Origin of the sequence: Pantoea sp. Ft-CA_14 (genome assembly GCF_024520875.1) — a bacterium.
In the GTDB taxonomy this organism is placed as follows: domain Bacteria; phylum Pseudomonadota; class Gammaproteobacteria; order Enterobacterales; family Enterobacteriaceae; genus Pantoea; species Pantoea agglomerans.
Genome location: NZ_JALNPM010000008.1, coordinates 107,498 through 123,521 on the forward strand (window position 1 = coordinate 107,498; position 16,024 = coordinate 123,521).

Genomic DNA, 16,024 nt, shown 5'->3' on the forward strand with positions numbered 1-16,024 from the left:
CCTCCGGAATAAGAAAGCGCGACGCGACTCACGATAGAGTGGCTCGACTCTTCTATGCTGAAAGATGCAAATAACAAAAACATCAAGGGAGCCGCAACATGCACATTCTTATTACCGGTGGCACGGGACTGATTGGCCGTCACCTGATTCCGCGCCTGCAACAGCTGGGGCATCAGATCAGTGTGGTGACGCGTGACGTGGTCAGCGCACGTGAAAAACTGGGCGAAGAGGTCGCGCTCTGGTCAGGGCTGGCGCAACAGTCGAACCTGGATACGATCGATGCGGTCATTAATCTGGCGGGAGAACCTATTGCCGACAAACGCTGGACGGAGCCGCATAAACAGCAGCTGTGTGAAAGCCGCTGGCAGATAACCGAGCAGATCGTCTCACTGATCAACGCCAGCGCCACACCACCGTCCGTGTTGATCTCAGGTTCGGCAACCGGCTTTTATGGCAACACCGGCGATCTGGTACTGACTGAAGAGGATCAGGGTCAGGATGAGTTTACTCATCAGCTCTGCGCCCGCTGGGAGCAGCTGGCGCTCGCGGCTGAAAGCGAACGCACCCGCGTCTGCCTGCTGCGAACCGGCGTGGTGCTGGCGTCTGAGGGCGGCGCACTCAGCAAAATGAAGCTGCCCTTTAAACTCGGCATCGGCGGGCCGATTGGCAGTGGTAAACAGTACATGCCGTGGATTCACATTGATGACATGCTAAACGCCATTATCTGGCTGCTGGAGCATGATGATCTGCGGGGTCCGTTCAATATGGTCGCTCCCTACGCGGTGCGTAACGAGCAGTTTGCCGCCACCCTGGGCCGGGTGATGCATCGTCCGGCCTTTATGCGCACGCCTGCCAGCGCCATTAAACTGATGATGGGCGAATCGTCGGTGCTGGTGCTGGGAGGACAGCATGTGCTGCCAAAACGGCTGGAAGCCTCAGGCTTTGGCTTCCGCTGGTACGATTTGCAGGAAGCGCTGCAGGATGTCGCAGGATAAACATACGGCGGCCCTGGGCCGCCGTATGTTTCGTTAGTTACGCTGCTCTGCTACACGCGACTTCACTACCTTCTCTTCACGCGTATGCCCCGGTTGTGGCACACGAATAATAAAGGTCAGCACGCCAGCGAACACGTATAGCCCGGTATAGGCCCATACCACACCGACAATGTCGAAGAACGGCAGCATGACTGAGGCGATAGCCGGTGCCACAAAGTTACTGAGTCCTGCGGAGAGGTTGTAAATAGAGACCGCAGCGCCTTTATGATGCGGTTCCAGCGTGGGAAATACAGCGGTCATCGGTACAAACGCGGCGACAAAAATGCCCAGCATTACCGCAGGGATTAATGCGACCCAGAAGTTATGACCCGCATACAGCGGCAGATAATAAAAGGTCAGGCTGGAGATGGCCATCCCCAGGCAACCAAACCAGCGCACCTGACGGATCCAGCCCAGCTTCTCTCCCGTGAGGCCCCAGAAGATATTCGTAAATATAGTGACAAAGAAGAACACCGCCCAGATTTGTAGCCATTCAGAGATGGTAAAGCCGAGACGATCGACAAACAGCAGTGGCATGATAATGGCGAAACCAAACAGCGACAGCGTGTTGATGATGCGAATCAGGCAGGCATAAAACACATTCTGATTGGTGAACAGGATGGTCACGGCACGCGCCATCTCTGTCATCTTGTCACGCATCGGCAAATTCACACGAGAGCGATCCACCGGTACCTTGCGCAGGCTGAAGTATGCGAGGATCCCACCACATGCCACCCAGATAATAGCCAGCCACAGCGTCCCCGTTTCCCCCAGCATCGGAATGGTGAGACTTGGCAGATAGCTGCCAATCACCCCGATGCCGACAGAATACATCGCCCAGAACCAGCCGGTCGCCGCCGCCAGTTTTTCGCGCGGTAAGACCTGCACCAGCATCATCATGAAAGAGTAGATAAACAGCGGATAAGCCAGCCCGCGAATGCCGTAGAACAGCACCATCAGCGGATAGTTGCGCAGGCCAAGCCCCAGCGACATAAACAGCGTATGCATCACGATCCATAACACAAAGCCAATCATCATCGCGCGCTGCGGTGTGATCAACTCGGCTACCACGCCAGATGCCCAGGCCGCCAGGGCTGCCGCTAAGCCATAGAAGGTGAATACGACTGCAGACTGCGCGGGCGTAAAGCCCATATCGGTGATATGGCGCGACAGAAACGCCATTTCAAAGCCATCACCCGCCATAAAGATTGCGATAGCGAGGAAACCCCAGAACATCTTTTTCGGTAAGCCAAACCAGTATTCGTTCGATTGCATCACAATTACCTTCTGTCTGGTTAGTCGTTATGCAGGCAGCAAACTGCGCACCTGTTGTTGCTGGATGTAGAGTTCCCGGAACAGACATAGCCGCTTTTGCAGCACGGCACCGCGCGTCTCGTCCGGTTGGTAGCGTGCCTGCACAGCCGGCTTCAGACACACCTCATGCTCAAGGCCGCCATCAGCCAGCCACGCTAAACGTGCCGCACCCAGCGCGCCAGATGCGCTGGCGGGATGGGTAACAATGGGCAGTTGCAGCACATCGGCAATCAATTGAGCCCACAATGTGCTACGTGCGCCACCACCGGTCAGGCTGCACTGCTGAATGTGATGCCTGGCATCGCCGAGCACACTCAACCCATCAGCCAGCCCAAATGCCACGCCTTCAACCACCGCATAGCCCAGCAAGGCGCGCGGGGTTTCATGGCGCAGATTGAAGAAAGAACCGGATGCGTCAGGATCGTTATGTGGTGTGCGTTCACCAGACAGATAGGGCAGGAAAACCGGGGCGCTACGCACTTGCTCATCACTGAGCTGGACCATCTCCTCCATCAGCTGGCTTTCACTGACCGACAGCAGATTGCACAACCAGCGCAGACAACTGGCGGCGCTAAGCATCACACTCATCTGGTGCCAGCGGCCCGGTAACGCATGGCAAAAGGCGTGCACCCCGCATTGAGGGTCAGCCCGTAAGCGGTCGTTTACGACAAAAATCACACCGGAGGTACCCAATGAGATAAACGCATCACCGGGATTCACCGCCCCCACACCGACTGCCGATGCGGCATTGTCACCGCCGCCTCCCGCGACAGTAACCGCAGTAGATAAACCCCACTCGCTCGCCAGCGTCGGCTGCAGGCGTCCACTTATGGCACTGCCTTCTACCAGTTCAGGCATTTGGGCACGCTTCAGTCCGGTGATGGCCAGCAGTTCTTCCGACCAGTCACGCCGGGAGACATCGAGCCACAGCGTTCCGGCAGCATCCGAAGGCTCACTGACAAAGCGCCCGGTAAGACGCCAGCGCAGGTAATCTTTCGGCAGCAGGACCTTATCGATGCGGCTGAAAATTTCTGGCTCATTTTCCGCGACCCAGTGCAGTTTCGGCAAAGTGAAGCCGGGCATAATCATATTGCCGCTAATTTCCATTATCCGGGGATTGCTCTTCCGTAGCCTTTCACACTGCGGTGCACTGCGCGTGTCGTTCCAGAGGATACACGGACGCAGCACCTTCCCCCCGGCATCCAGCAACACGGCCCCGTGCATCTGTCCCGATAATCCAATAGCGCGAATCGCGGCCCATGCCAGAGGAAACTGATGACGTAATCCCGCCAGAACCTCGCTGCAGGCTTGCCACCAGCATTCAGGATCCTGTTCAGCCCAGTGGGGATGGGGACGCTGCACGCTCAGCGTGGCGTGCTGAGCCGCCACAATCTCACCGTGCGTATTAATGATCAGCGCTTTAAGCTCTGAGGTACCAATATCAATGCCGAGATACATAATTACACCGCCGCCAGTTCAGGCTGTTTCAGCCACTGCTGCAAACTCGCAACACGGCGGGTGACTAATTCATGAAACGCCTTATCAGATGCCAGTTCCGCAAACAGCGCGCTATCACTCAGGTATGCATGGAGCGGATCGGCGCTGGCGAACTGCTTACGCAGCGTATCGACCTGTAGCGCACCGTCCTGATAGCAATAGGGTAAATTGTCATCGGCCCATCGCTGCATAAACAGGAAGAACAGTGCCGGAATCACCGCCGTTGCGGTGGGCTGCGCACCGCGCTGGTAGCACTGTTGCAGGGTTGGCGTCACCATGCCGGGAATTTTGGATAAACCATCGGCACCGACGCGCTGATTGGTATCTTTAATGTAAGGATTACTGAAGCGGGCCAGCACCACGTCACGATAATCCGCTAAATCAAGCGGGCTGGGAGACAGAGAAGGAATGACATCCTGGGTCACATAGTCGTGAGCCAGTTGATAAATCGCCGGATGGCTGGTGCTCTCATCGATATAGTTCAGACCAATCAGTGTGCCCGCCCAGGCAATCGCAGCATGTGTCGCATTGAGGATGCGAATTTTCGCCTCTTCCCACGGCAGTACCGATTCCACCAGTTCAACACCGACCTTTTCCAGCGCCGGGCGCCCGGCAATAAAATCATCCTCAATGACCCACTGAATAAAAGATTCGGCCATTACTGCTGCGCCATCCTGTTTGCCGGTCGCCGCCTGCACGCGTTCTGCCACCTCCGGAGTAGGACGGGGTGTAATGCGATCAACCATGGTATTCGGTGAACGGGTTTGCGTGCGCACCCAGTCGGCCAGCGCGGTATCGCCTTTGGCCGTAAGAAACGCCAGGAAGGCGTCACGGAAACGCTCACCATTGTGCCGCAGATTGTCGCAGTTCAGCAGCGTAACCGGCGGACCGCCTTGCGCAACACGCTGTGTCAGAATATGGCTGAGTGCACCGTAGAGGGTGCGGATATCGCCACCCAGATCGGCCTTCACATCTGCCTGATTGAGATCCAGGGTAAACGCGGGCGTCAGGTAGTAACCCGCTTCGGTCACGGTAAAGCTAATCACACGCGTTTCCGCACTGGCCCCCTGCTCGATCAACGCACTGATATCACTATCCCAGGGCAAAATTTTGCGCAGCGAAGTGATGGTTTCGTAGTCGCGCTTACCTTCAGGCGTCACGGTTTCCAGCACATATTCTCCCTGCTGCGCCGCGAGCTGATTGAGCAGCGGCACTGCGTCATTACGGATATTGCCGAGCGCGATGCTCCAGCTTTCATCACCCTGCTCACGCAGTTTATGCAGATACCACGCCTGATGTGCACGATGAAAAGATCCCGCGCCGATGTGCATCCACACTGATTGGTTGTTCATAATCGCCTCATTTAAACATTTGCCACACCTAAGGGCATTTGCCCGATGACCTGTAGCATAGTGCCTATTACGAAGATCCTTCTGCGAGCTGAGTCACAAATAATATTTTTGCTCCCATCCTGGGCTTTTGCTCAGTTAGTGCTTTTCGACCCGCACGGCGTTAAGATGTCCCCTCAAATTCGACGGAACATCGTGATGAGCAGAGAAGAAAAAAAGCAGGAGCTGGCCGCACGTGCCGCATGGATGTATTACGTCGCAGGCGTGACACAGCAGGAGATTGCGCAGGCATTGGGATTGTCACGACAGGTAGCGCAGCGGCTGGTATCCAGTGCACGTGAAATGGGCATGGTGAACGTAAAAATTGATCATCCCGTCACACACTGTCTGCAGCTGGCGCGTGAGGTACAGGCGAAGTTTGGTCTGGATTTGTGCCGCGTTGTGCCATCTGCCAGTCTGAATGATGAGGCTATTCAACAAATGCTGGCAGTTGAAGGCGCGGCGGTGATGACACAATTCATCAATGAGGAAACGCCTCAGGTGTTCGGTATTGGTTCCGGTAAAACCCTGCGCTCAATGATCGATGCGCTACCCTGGGTTGATCGCCCGCAGCATCATTGCGTTTCCATGATTGGTGCCATTGCGCGGGATGATTCCGGTACACGCTATGACGTACCGTTGAAGATGGCCGAAAAGATGCAAGGTAAGTATTTCTTTATCCCCGCCCCCTTATACGCCGACACCCCAGAGGATAAAGCGATGTGGGTGCAGCATAAGGTTTACCAGCGCGTCATTGATCGCGCATTACAGGCGGACGTGGCTTTTGTGGGTATTGGCGAAGTGATGCCGGGCTGTCCTTTGAATGCCGAGGGATTCATCACAGATGCGCAGGTCGAGGCGCTAAATGGGCGCGGCGTGGTGGGCGAAATGCTCGGTCACTTTTTCAATCAGCAGGGTGAGCGGGTATGGGGCGAAACGGATGAGCTACTGACCAGCGTGCGACTGGAAAGCCGGACTCAGCGTAAAATTATTGGCTTTGCGGGTAGCGAGCGCAAGTATCCAGCAATCCGTGCCGCATTACAGGGCGGCTGGGTATCGGGACTGGTGACCGATGAGGATACGGCGCTGAAGCTACTGCAAAAGTGATATCTCAGCATGGATGCAGAGTGCGAGGGCAGAACGCAGAGATGACGCAAAATCTCAAACGCGGCTCGCACTTATTCTGCGCAGGGCACGTTACGCCGGTGCCCTGATTCCCTCGCCTTAACTAACATCTAACCGTTACTTCAGCGATCCCTTGAGGAACTGCTGTAAACGCGGGCTTTTCGGACTGCCGAACAGTTCCGCAGGCGGTCCCTGCTCTTCGATTTTACCCTGATGCAGGAAAATGACATGGCTGGAGACGTGACGGGCAAACTCCATCTCGTGGGTCACGACCACCATGGTTTTGCCCTCCTCAGCCAGCTTCTGCATGATGCGCAGTACTTCCCCGACCAGCTCCGGATCAAGCGCCGAAGTGGGTTCGTCAAACAGCAACACCTCTGGCTCCATCGCCAGCGCGCGCGCAATCGACACACGCTGCTGCTGACCACCGGAGAGGTGAACCGGATATTTTGCCTGCGCCCGCGCATCAATCCCGACTTTATCGAGGTATTTGATGGCACGCTCACGCGCCGCCGCTTTACTCAGCCCCAGCACCTGAATCGGGGCTTCCATCACGTTTTCCAGCACGGTCATGTGACTCCACAGATTAAAGTGCTGGAACACCATGGTCAGGCTGGTACGTAACGCGCGCAGCTGCTCTTTGTCAGCCACTTTGAGCTGACCATCTTTGTCACGGACTAAGGTGATTTGTTGGTTATTCACCATGATGCTGCCTTCACTCGGTTTTTCGAGGAAGTTGATGCAGCGTAAAAAGGTACTTTTCCCTGAGCCGGACGATCCAATGATACTGATCACATCGCCCGCTTTAGCAGTTAACGAGACCCCTTTCAGCACTTCATGTTCACCGTAACGCTTATGCAATTCGGTGACGCTTAATTTATTGTCAGCCATAGTTCTACTCAATGCGATGAAGAGGGTTTCACGTGGGCCAGCCAGCGACGTTCCGCCAGGCGGAACAGGCTGATCAACACGTAAGAGATAATCAGGTACAACACAGCCGCCAGACCAAAGGCGGTAAACGGCTGATAGGTCGCCGAGTTAATATCCCGCGCGATTTTAAGCAGATCCGGCACGGTGGCGGTGAAGGCCAGCGCCGTGGAGTGCAGCATCAGAATCACTTCGTTGCTGTAGGCCGGCAGTGCCGTACGCAGCGCCGATGGCAGGATAATGCAGCGATAGAGTTTAAAGGTGGAGAAGCCGTATGCCCGTGCCGCCTCAATTTCACCGTGTGGCACCGAGCGAATCGCACCGGCAAAAATTTCCGTGGTGTAGGCGCAGGTGTTGAGGGTGAAGGCGAGCAGCGTACAGTTCAGACCACTGCGGAAAAAGGCATTCAGCAGTTCAGTGCCTTTCACAATCTCCAGCGTGTACATGCCGGAGTAGAACACCAGCAGCTGCACATAGAGCGGCGTGCCGCGAAAGACGTAGGTGAAGAGCCAGACCGGAAAGCTGATAAACCGGTTAGGGGAAACCCGCGCTATCGCCAGCAGGATTGCCAGACATCCGCCAATGGTGATCGAGAGGATCAGCAGCCACAGGGTGATAGCTACACCGGTAAAACGATAACCGTCAGTCCAGAGCAGCGATTTCCAGTATTCCTGAATAATATCAATCATAACTCGCCCTCTTCACACCCACCGTATAGCGCCGGTTCAGCCACCACAGCACACCGTTTGACAGCGTGGTGAATACCAGATAAATCACACCGGCCACAATGGCGAAGTAGAACGGCTGCCAGGTACTTTTTCCTGCCAGCTGCGTCGCCTTCACCACATCTTCCAGCCCCAGCAGCGAGACCAGCGCGGTGGCTTTCAGAATCACCTGCCAGTTGTTGCCGATGCCTGGCAGCGCGTAGCGCATCATGGCCGGAAACAAAATGCGGCGGAACACCTGCGCGCCGGTAAAGCCAAACGCGGTTGCTGCTTCAATCTGCCCCTGAGGCACGGCCATAAAGGCGCCGCGGAACGTTTCGGTGAAGTAGGCACCATAGATAAAGCCGAGCGTGATGATACCGGCGACCATCGGGTCGATATCAAACTGCGCCATACCCAGCGCATCGGTTATCTGGTTGAGGACAATCTGCAGACCGTAGAAGATCAGCAGCATCAGTACAAGGTCTGGCACGCCACGAATCAGCGTGGTGTAGCCTTCAAAAATCATCGCCAGTGGCCGGCTGCGCGACAGTTTCGCGCCTGCGCCAATCAGGCCCAGCAGCACTGCCAGCACGACGGAAGTGAGCGCCAGCTCCAGCGTCACCAGCGTGCCCCGAAGAATTACATCAGAATAGCCATACAGCATCGAGAGGGTCCTGTCGTGGGGTGAAAACGAAACGCTGCCCGCAAGCGAGACGGGCAGTTTAGCTTTACCTCTCTGTTGCAGATGCCATCCGCCATTAGCGGAAAAGAACCCGATTCTGCACCTGGCAGAACCGGCTCAGACCCGGCAAAACGGACACAGAGGGTAAAGCGACAGGATGGTTAGTCGCCGTACACGTTGAAATCGAAGTATTTCTTCGCAATCTTGTCGTAGGTGCCATCTTTACGCATGTCAGCAAAGGCTTTGTCGATGGCGGCTTTCAGTTCGCTGTCATCTTTACGCAGTCCCATGCCGGTACCGACGCCAAAAATCTTGTCATCTTTCACGGCCGGACCGGCGAAGGCGTAATTTTTACCGACCGGCTGCTTCAGGAATCCTTCGCTGGCCTGCACTTCATCCTGGAAGGCAGCATCAATACGACCGGCATTCAGATCCTGATAGACCAGATCCTGGTTTGCATAAGGCGTGACGTTCACCCCTTTTGGCCGCCAGTTCTGATTGGCGTAAGTTTCCTGCGTGGTGCCCTGCAGCAGGCCGATGTTTTTGCCTTTCAGCGACTCAATGGTCGGCTCAATTTTCGATCCCTTCGGCGCGACTAAACGCGCGTTCGCGGCGTAGAGTTTTTCCGAGAAGGCGATCTCTTCCTGACGTTTCGCTGTGATGGAAAGTGAGGAGATGATGGCATCAATTTTCTTCGCTTTCAGCGAAGGGATCAGCGCATCAAAGTCGCTCTCTACATAGGTACATTGGGTATGAATACGTTTACAGATTTCGTTAGCGAGGTCGATATCGAAGCCCACTAACTTGCCTTGCGCGTTTTTCGACTCAAACGGTGGGTAAGTTGGATCTGTGCCGATACGGATTGAACCCGGAACCGCCGCGAAAACGCTGGCAGCACTGGATAAGCCCAGCATCAGGGAAAGAGCCAGAACACGCTTTTTCATAGATTACCCTCAAGTGAAGTGCTTTTTGTTATGTGGTTCGTGATGTGTTTGCGCAAAGTAATTTGCATGTTTCATGCCAGTTCTGCAAGTTAACCACGCTGTTAGCGTGATGTCAGACAGGCGAAAACGCTGTGTTTGTGAGGGGAATATAGCAGTGAAGTAAAAGAGAAAAAGCGACGTTGTTAACTTTTGGTGCGTCAAATGCACGAAGAGTGATCCGAGGCGCGCTTATGCACTAAATAAGTGCGCCAGCGGAACTTTATGCACCCTGCCAGCGCGTGAAGAGATCTTCCGATAATTCGATATCAAACTGGTCGATAACCCGGTTAACGGTCTGATCGATCAGCTGATCGATCGTTTCAGGCCGATGATAGAATGCCGGCACGGGTGGCATAATAATGGCACCCAGCTCTGCGGCAGTGGTCATCATTCGTAGATGGCCAACATGCAGCGGGGTTTCGCGCACGCACAGCACCAGCTTACGCTGCTCTTTTAACACCACGTCAGCCGCACGGGTCAGCAACGAGTCACTGTAACTGTGGACGATGCCAGAGAGCGTTTTCATTGAGCAGGGTAAAATCGCCATGCCCAGCGTTTTAAACGATCCAGATGAGATATTTGCTGCAATATCGCGCACGTCATGCACCACATCGGCCAGCGCCTGCACGTCACGCAGCGAATAATCGCTCTCCAGTCCCAGCGTCTGACGCGCCGCCTGACTCATGACCAGATGCGTTTCTACTTCTTCCACCTGCTGCAACACCTGCAGCATGCGCACGCCATAGATCACCCCGCTTGCGCCAGAGATGCCAATGATGAGTCGTTTCATATTCCAACCTTATGTCAGCCAATGGGCCATCATACGCGGCCTGCGGGTTTCTGAAAACAAACAGGGCGGGATTGCTCCCGCCCTGTTTTATGCTGCCCGCCTGCTGAAGGTATCAGCCTTCGTTATGCAGCTCGAGGTTTTCGACTTCGTTCTGCCGCTGAAGCGCTTTGGCATCATCATTACGCAGCGACTCAAGATACTCCAGATATTGCTGATCGACATCTTTCGTCACGTAAATGCCGTTGAACACCGAGCACTCAAATTGTGCAATGTCCGGATTCTCTTCGCGAACCGCTTCGATCAGATCGTCCAGATCCTGGAAGATCAGCGCATCGGCTTTAATCAGCTGGCGAATCTCTTCCACTTCACGGCCATGCGCAATCAGTTCCGTGGCGCTGGGCATATCGATACCGTAGACGTTCGGGAAACGAATTTCCGGCGCCGCTGACGCCAGATAAACCCTTTTTGCGCCCGCTTCACGCGCCATCTCAATAATCTGCTCTGAGGTGGTACCGCGAACAATAGAGTCATCCACCAGCAGCACGTTTTTATCACGGAATTCGGCGCGGTTAGCGTTGAGCTTGCGGCGCACCGCGCTGCGACGTAACTGCTGGCCCGGCATGATAAAAGTACGGCCAACGTACCGGTTCTTCACGAAGCCCTGGCGATAGGGTTTGTCGAGAATACGTGCAATTTCCAGCGCGATATCGGTGGAGGTTTCAGGAATCGGAATCACAACGTCGATATCGAGATCTTCCCACTCGCGCGCAATTTTCTCACCCAGCTTGGTGCCCATACGGACACGGGCGCTGTAGACCGAGATTTTGTCGAGGAAGGAGTCGGGACGCGCAAAATAGACATACTCGAACAGGCACGGATTGCTTTTCGGATTTTCAGCGCACTGGCGGGTAGACAGCTGGCCCGCCTCAGTCACATAAACCGCTTCACCCGGTGCAACGTCACGGATGAACTCAAAGCCCAGCGTATCCAGCGCCACGCTCTCGGAGGCGACCATATATTCGGTGCGGCCATCAGCGATAACGCGCTTGCCCAGCACCAGCGGACGGATACCGTTGGGATCACGGAAGGCGACCATGCCGTGGCCGATAATCATCGACACTACCGCATAGGCTCCGCGCACCTGCTGATGCACGGCAGCAACCGCAGCAAAGATGTTGTCGGCTGTCAGCGGATCGTTTTGGAAACGATCTAACTCCTGCGCAAAGATGTTCAGCAGGATTTCAGAATCTGAGGTGGTATTAACGTGACGGCGGCCCTTTTCAAACAGGTGCTTACGCAGCACATGGGCGTTGGTCAGGTTACCGTTGTGCGCCAGGGTGATGCCATACGGGGAGTTTACATAGAATGGCTGCGCTTCAGAGGCACTGGAGCTTCCCGCGGTTGGATAACGCGCGTGACCGATCCCCATATTGCCCTGCAGACGCTGCATGTGGCGTGCTTCGAAAACGTCGCTGACCAGGCCGTTTGCCTTTCGCAGGCGAAAACATTTCAGCGCATCGATAGTACAAATGCCTGCGGCATCCTGCCCGCGGTGCTGGAGCACCGTTAACGCGTCATAGATCGACTGGTTGACCGGCATGAAACCGGTGATACCGACAATACCGCACATGTTGTCATTTCCTCATTAAGCCGCACTCCCGGTCACATCACCGGGGTAAAAAACTCGACGTGCTTTTCAGGTAATCAAAAAACCACCTGATTATATAACTGAACTCGGGAATGAGTTGAGACTGTTGCCAGTCCGGACTTTTGGAAAACCCAGTGAATGTATCGAGGAAGAACAGCAAAGCGGCTACGATCAGCACACCACGCAATGCCCCGAAACAGACGCCCAACACCCGGTCGGTTCCCGACAGGCCGGTTTTTTCCACCAGCGTGCCGATAACGTAGTTCACAATGGCCCCCACAATCAGGGTCGCCACAAACAGCACACCGATGGCGATACCGTTACGAACCAGTTCGTCGTCAAAACCTGTAAACCAGACTGCAAGGTAGGCGTAGTAATGACTGGCGACAAAAAACGCGCATCCCCAGGTAACAAGAGATAAGGCTTCCCGGACAAACCCACGGACCAGGCTGACCAGAGCCGAAAAACCAACTACCGCAATAATGACGTAATCAATCCAGATCATGAACTCTTCCAGCGCCAGTGCAATTGCACCCCTGCATCCAGTTCGGGGCGCATTCTAACAGAAAAAGAAAACGTTTGCGTAGCGGTTTTCTTTTTCTGCATCCATAAAAAAGGCGATGAAAAAAAACGCTATCGCCCGGGTGATTCTCAGCCGGACAGGCCGTTGAAAATCGTCAATTTTTTTCACGGCAGCGCGCATTAAACGCGCTGCCTGAGGGGTAAAAGACGCTGCCTGTTACTGCTATCGGCAGCGCCAATCGCCCGTTTTAGCGGGCGCTGTAGGGTTTCACGACACCGCCCAGTCCTGAGATACTTTTCAGCTCGCCAACCGCACTCTGCATTTTGGCTTTCGACGCATCAGGCCCAACGTAAATGCGGGTGATCTGACCCTGTACCGGCGTTGAAGGCACGGTAAAGGCGCGATAGCCCGACAGCCGCAGCTGCGCGACAATCTCATTCACTTTGCTGGCGTTTTTCAGCGCACCTAACTGCACCACATAAGCCTGCCCTGCCGGCGCTGTCGTCTCTGCCGTTTTCGGCGGCTCTTCCTGCTTCGGCTGTTCGACCACTTTAGGCTGTTCAACCGGTTTAGGTTTAGGCTGCTCCACGACTTTTGGCTTCTGCTGTTCGACCGGCTTCTGCTTAGGCTGCTCTGTTACTTTCGGTTTCTGCTGCTCAACGACCTTCGGCTTCGTCACCGTCTGTGCGGGCACAGACTGATGGACCGGCGGCGGCGAGACCACTACCGGATCGCTCTCGTCTTCCGGTTGAGTCCGACCCTGCTCTGCCGTAGCGTTGGTTTTACCGTTGCCATTGCTGCTGCTGACCGCATTGCCCGCGCCTTCCGGCGGCTGTGCCGGCAGCGACTGGGTTACCGGCGGCACCATTTCGCTGTCCTGCTGATCGTCAGGTTTCGGCACCAGCGGAATGGCGGCGAACTCCTCTTTGTAATGCTTTTTCTGACCATCCAGCAGCCCTGGCAGCACAATCACGCCAACGGCGACCAGAATAACGGTGCCGACTAAACGGTTCTGAAACTTACTTGCCACGTCCTTTCTCCGTTTCAATCGATTCCATGACCTGTGCAACGGTGTGGAATGAACCACAGACCAGCACAATGTCCTGCGGCGCTGCCCGCTGGCGTGCCTGCTGCCAGGCGAGCTCAACCGAACTAAAAGCCTCGCCCTGCGACAGGTTGTTCAGCAGTTGCTCAGCACTGGCGCCGCGCGGACCCTCGAGGGGCGCGCAGTACCAGGTATCGACCACCGGTGCCAGCGCCGCCAGCGTACCGGCGATATCTTTGTCATGCAGCATGCCCACCACGGCATGCACTTTGCCGCGTTTCGGCAGTGACGCCAGCCGCGACGCCAGATACGCTGCCGCATGCGGGTTATGGGCGACATCCAGAATAACGCGCGGTGATTCGCTGAGGGTCTGAAAACGGCCTGGCAGCATCGCCAGCGGCAGGCTGGCGCGAATCTGCGCCTCACTGACCTCAAGCCCGGAGACCCGCAGCGCCACCAGCGCGGTCGCCGCGTTAGGCAGCGGCACCTGCGGCAGCGGCAGATCGTTCAGCTCACCTGTCGCATCACGCAGTGACCAGCTTTCTGCCTGCGCATGCCACGACCAGTCACGGTTGCGCTGCAACAGCTGCGCACCTTTTTCCTGTGCGACCACGGCAATACTCTGCGGCATATCTGGTTCACCCACTACCGCAGGTTTCCCCGCCCGGAACACACCGGCTTTTTCACGCCCGATGCTTTCGCGATCCGGACCAAGCCAGTCGGTGTGATCGAGTGCAATGCTGGTGACCACCGCGACATCGGCATCCACGATGTTTGTCGCATCCAGCCGTCCGCCGAGGCCGACTTCGAGGATCACGACATCCAGCTGCGCCTGGCGGAACAGATTCAACGCAGAGAGCGTGCCAAATTCAAAATAGGTCAGCGAAATATCTGCACGTCCGGCTTCAATCTCCGCAAAACTGGCGCAGTGCTGCGCTTCACTCAGCTCCTCTCCCTGAACCCGCACGCGCTCGGTATAGCGCACCAGATGCGGTGAGCTGTACACGCCAACGCGGTAACCCGCGGCGATCAGCAGCGTTTCCAGGGTGCGACAGGTGGTGCCTTTGCCATTAGTACCGGCCACGGTAAAGACAAAAGGAGCGGGTTTCAGCAGGTCGAGACGAAGCGCTACCTGACGAATACGGTCCAAACCCAGTTCAATGGCCTGAGTATGCAGGTGCTCAAGATAATAAAGCCACGTGGCCAAAGGCGACGTGGCTTGGGGAAGGTGAAGATTGTCCATATGTCCCGTTTTGCTTATTTATACCAGGCAGGCTGCTGCTGCGGTATACGGTGCATTGGTAAGAGGTGCTTTGGACGCACCTCTCTATCTCCTGTCAGGCCTCGTTGCTTTCCGATTCAGTCGTCGCCGGAGCGGACTGTTCACCGTCATGCAGCGGTGCCGGCAGGTTCATCATTTTTGCCAGCAGGCTTGCCAGTTTGTAGCGCATTTCCGGACGGCGAATAATCATATCAATCGCGCCCTTTTCAATCAGGAACTCACTGCGCTGGAAGCCCGGCGGCAGTTTTTCACGCACGGTCTGCTCAATAACGCGTGGACCGGCAAAGCCAATCAGTGCTTTAGGTTCCGCGATATTGAGGTCGCCCAGCATGGCAAAACTGGCCGAAACACCACCCATAGTCGGGTCAGTCAGCACGGAAATATAAGGCAGACCGCGCTCACGCATTTTTGCCAGTGCCGCACTGGTTTTCGCCATCTGCATCAGCGACTGCAGCGCTTCCTGCATACGCGCCCCGCCGCTGGCGGAGAAGCAGATCAGCGGGCAGTTATCTTCTAACGCCTGCTCAACCGCACGTACAAAACGCGCACCGACCACAGAGCCCATTGAACCGCCCATAAAGGCAAATTCAAAGGCCGCCGCAACAACCGGCATGCCGTGCAGCTGACCTTTCATGACCACCAGCGCATCTTTCTCACCGGTGTCTTTCTGGGCCGCGATCAGACGATCTTTGTACTTTTTGGAGTCACGGAACTTGAGCAGATCTTTAGGTTCAAGTTCACTACCCAGCTCAACCATCGTGCCCTGATCGAGGACACTGCCGAGGCGCTCACGGGCGTGCATCCGCATGTGATGGTCACACTTCGGGCAGACCTCAAGATTACGCTCCAGCTCGGCGCGGTAGAGCACCTGACCACAGCTGTCACACTTGGTCCAGACCCCTTCCGGGATACTGGCTTTGCGCACAGGCGTTCCGGTGCTTTTATTAAGAATGCGTTCAATCCAGCTCATTGATGACCTTTCTGTTTAAAACTGACCTGGTCCAGTCGTCTTGATACTGCTGAAAACCGCTTCAGCAGACGGTAAATGTCGCTCATTAAACCACAACCTGTTCAGACTG

15 protein-coding genes are annotated in these 16,024 nt (G+C 55.6%); 2 read left to right on the top strand and 13 right to left on the bottom strand.

The window, feature by feature from the left end:
• Nucleotides 1–98 precede the first annotated feature (98 nt).
• Complete coding sequence (locus NR195_RS13685) at nucleotides 99–995, top strand: TIGR01777 family oxidoreductase (RefSeq protein ID WP_010258028.1); 897 nt, start codon at nucleotides 99–101, stop codon at nucleotides 993–995.
• A 33-nt stretch (nucleotides 996–1,028) separates the two neighbouring features.
• Here NR195_RS13685 and NR195_RS13690 read toward each other — a convergent pair whose 3' ends face one another.
• The 3 genes from NR195_RS13690 to dalD are packed head-to-tail and all read right to left on the bottom strand — an operon-like array spanning nucleotide 1,029 to nucleotide 5,197.
• Nucleotides 1,029–2,309: an MFS transporter gene (locus NR195_RS13690; RefSeq protein WP_010258025.1), complete on the bottom strand. Its 1,281-nt coding sequence runs from the start codon at nucleotides 2,307–2,309 to the stop codon at nucleotides 1,029–1,031.
• Between the two features lie 27 nt (nucleotides 2,310–2,336).
• A complete protein-coding gene (gene xylB, locus NR195_RS13695) occupies nucleotides 2,337–3,806 on the bottom strand; it encodes a xylulokinase (RefSeq protein WP_033758495.1) in 1,470 nt (489 codons plus the stop codon).
• Nucleotides 3,807–3,808: 2 nt separating this feature from the next.
• Nucleotides 3,809–5,197: a D-arabinitol 4-dehydrogenase gene (gene dalD / locus NR195_RS13700; protein ID WP_010671449.1), complete on the bottom strand. Its 1,389-nt coding sequence runs from the start codon at nucleotides 5,195–5,197 to the stop codon at nucleotides 3,809–3,811.
• 195 nt (nucleotides 5,198–5,392) lie between these two features.
• Here dalD and NR195_RS13705 point away from each other — a divergent pair, with 195 nt between their 5' ends.
• On the top strand, nucleotides 5,393–6,340 hold the full coding sequence (locus tag NR195_RS13705; protein WP_010258017.1) for a sugar-binding transcriptional regulator: 948 nt from the start codon (nucleotides 5,393–5,395) through the stop codon (nucleotides 6,338–6,340).
• A gap of 135 nt (nucleotides 6,341–6,475) precedes the next feature.
• Here the strand turns inward: NR195_RS13705 and hisP are convergent, their stop codons facing one another.
• The 10 genes from hisP to accD all read right to left on the bottom strand — a co-directional run bounded on the left by hisP (nucleotide 6,476) and on the right by accD (nucleotide 15,915).
• Complete coding sequence (gene hisP / locus NR195_RS13710) at nucleotides 6,476–7,249, bottom strand: histidine ABC transporter ATP-binding protein HisP (RefSeq protein ID WP_010258014.1); 774 nt, start codon at nucleotides 7,247–7,249, stop codon at nucleotides 6,476–6,478.
• Nucleotides 7,250–7,257: 8 nt separating this feature from the next.
• Complete coding sequence (locus tag NR195_RS13715) at nucleotides 7,258–7,974, bottom strand: ABC transporter permease (protein ID WP_256844619.1); 717 nt, start codon at nucleotides 7,972–7,974, stop codon at nucleotides 7,258–7,260.
• On the bottom strand, nucleotides 7,967–8,656 hold the full coding sequence (locus NR195_RS13720) for a histidine ABC transporter permease HisQ (protein ID WP_010258006.1): 690 nt from the start codon (nucleotides 8,654–8,656) through the stop codon (nucleotides 7,967–7,969). Before NR195_RS13720 ends, NR195_RS13715 begins: the two co-directional genes overlap by 8 nt.
• Before the next feature lie 179 nt (nucleotides 8,657–8,835).
• Nucleotides 8,836–9,618 carry a lysine/arginine/ornithine ABC transporter substrate-binding protein ArgT gene (gene argT, locus NR195_RS13725; protein WP_010258004.1) on the bottom strand — a complete coding sequence of 261 codons (783 nt, stop codon included), beginning with the start codon at nucleotides 9,616–9,618 and terminating at the stop codon, nucleotides 8,836–8,838.
• A gap of 259 nt (nucleotides 9,619–9,877) precedes the next feature.
• Nucleotides 9,878–10,447 carry a UbiX family flavin prenyltransferase gene (locus NR195_RS13730; RefSeq protein WP_010258003.1) on the bottom strand — a complete coding sequence of 190 codons (570 nt, stop codon included), beginning with the start codon at nucleotides 10,445–10,447 and terminating at the stop codon, nucleotides 9,878–9,880.
• Nucleotides 10,448–10,559: 112 nt separating this feature from the next.
• Nucleotides 10,560–12,077 (bottom strand): amidophosphoribosyltransferase, encoded by a 1,518-nt coding sequence (gene purF, locus NR195_RS13735; protein WP_010258001.1) that lies wholly within the window; start codon nucleotides 12,075–12,077, stop codon nucleotides 10,560–10,562.
• Nucleotides 12,078–12,114: 37 nt separating this feature from the next.
• The gene (gene cvpA, locus NR195_RS13740) at nucleotides 12,115–12,600 is read right to left on the bottom strand and encodes a colicin V production protein (protein ID WP_003854265.1); all 486 of its coding nucleotides are present in this window, start codon (nucleotides 12,598–12,600) and stop codon (nucleotides 12,115–12,117) included.
• Between the two features lie 265 nt (nucleotides 12,601–12,865).
• Complete coding sequence (gene dedD, locus NR195_RS13745) at nucleotides 12,866–13,648, bottom strand: cell division protein DedD (RefSeq protein WP_010257997.1); 783 nt, start codon at nucleotides 13,646–13,648, stop codon at nucleotides 12,866–12,868.
• Nucleotides 13,638–14,906 (bottom strand): bifunctional tetrahydrofolate synthase/dihydrofolate synthase, encoded by a 1,269-nt coding sequence (gene folC / locus NR195_RS13750; RefSeq protein ID WP_187492446.1) that lies wholly within the window; start codon nucleotides 14,904–14,906, stop codon nucleotides 13,638–13,640. Before folC ends, dedD begins: the two co-directional genes overlap by 11 nt.
• A 94-nt stretch (nucleotides 14,907–15,000) precedes the next feature.
• The gene (gene accD / locus NR195_RS13755) at nucleotides 15,001–15,915 is read right to left on the bottom strand and encodes an acetyl-CoA carboxylase, carboxyltransferase subunit beta (protein WP_010257992.1); all 915 of its coding nucleotides are present in this window, start codon (nucleotides 15,913–15,915) and stop codon (nucleotides 15,001–15,003) included.
• Nucleotides 15,916–16,024 lie beyond the last annotated feature (109 nt).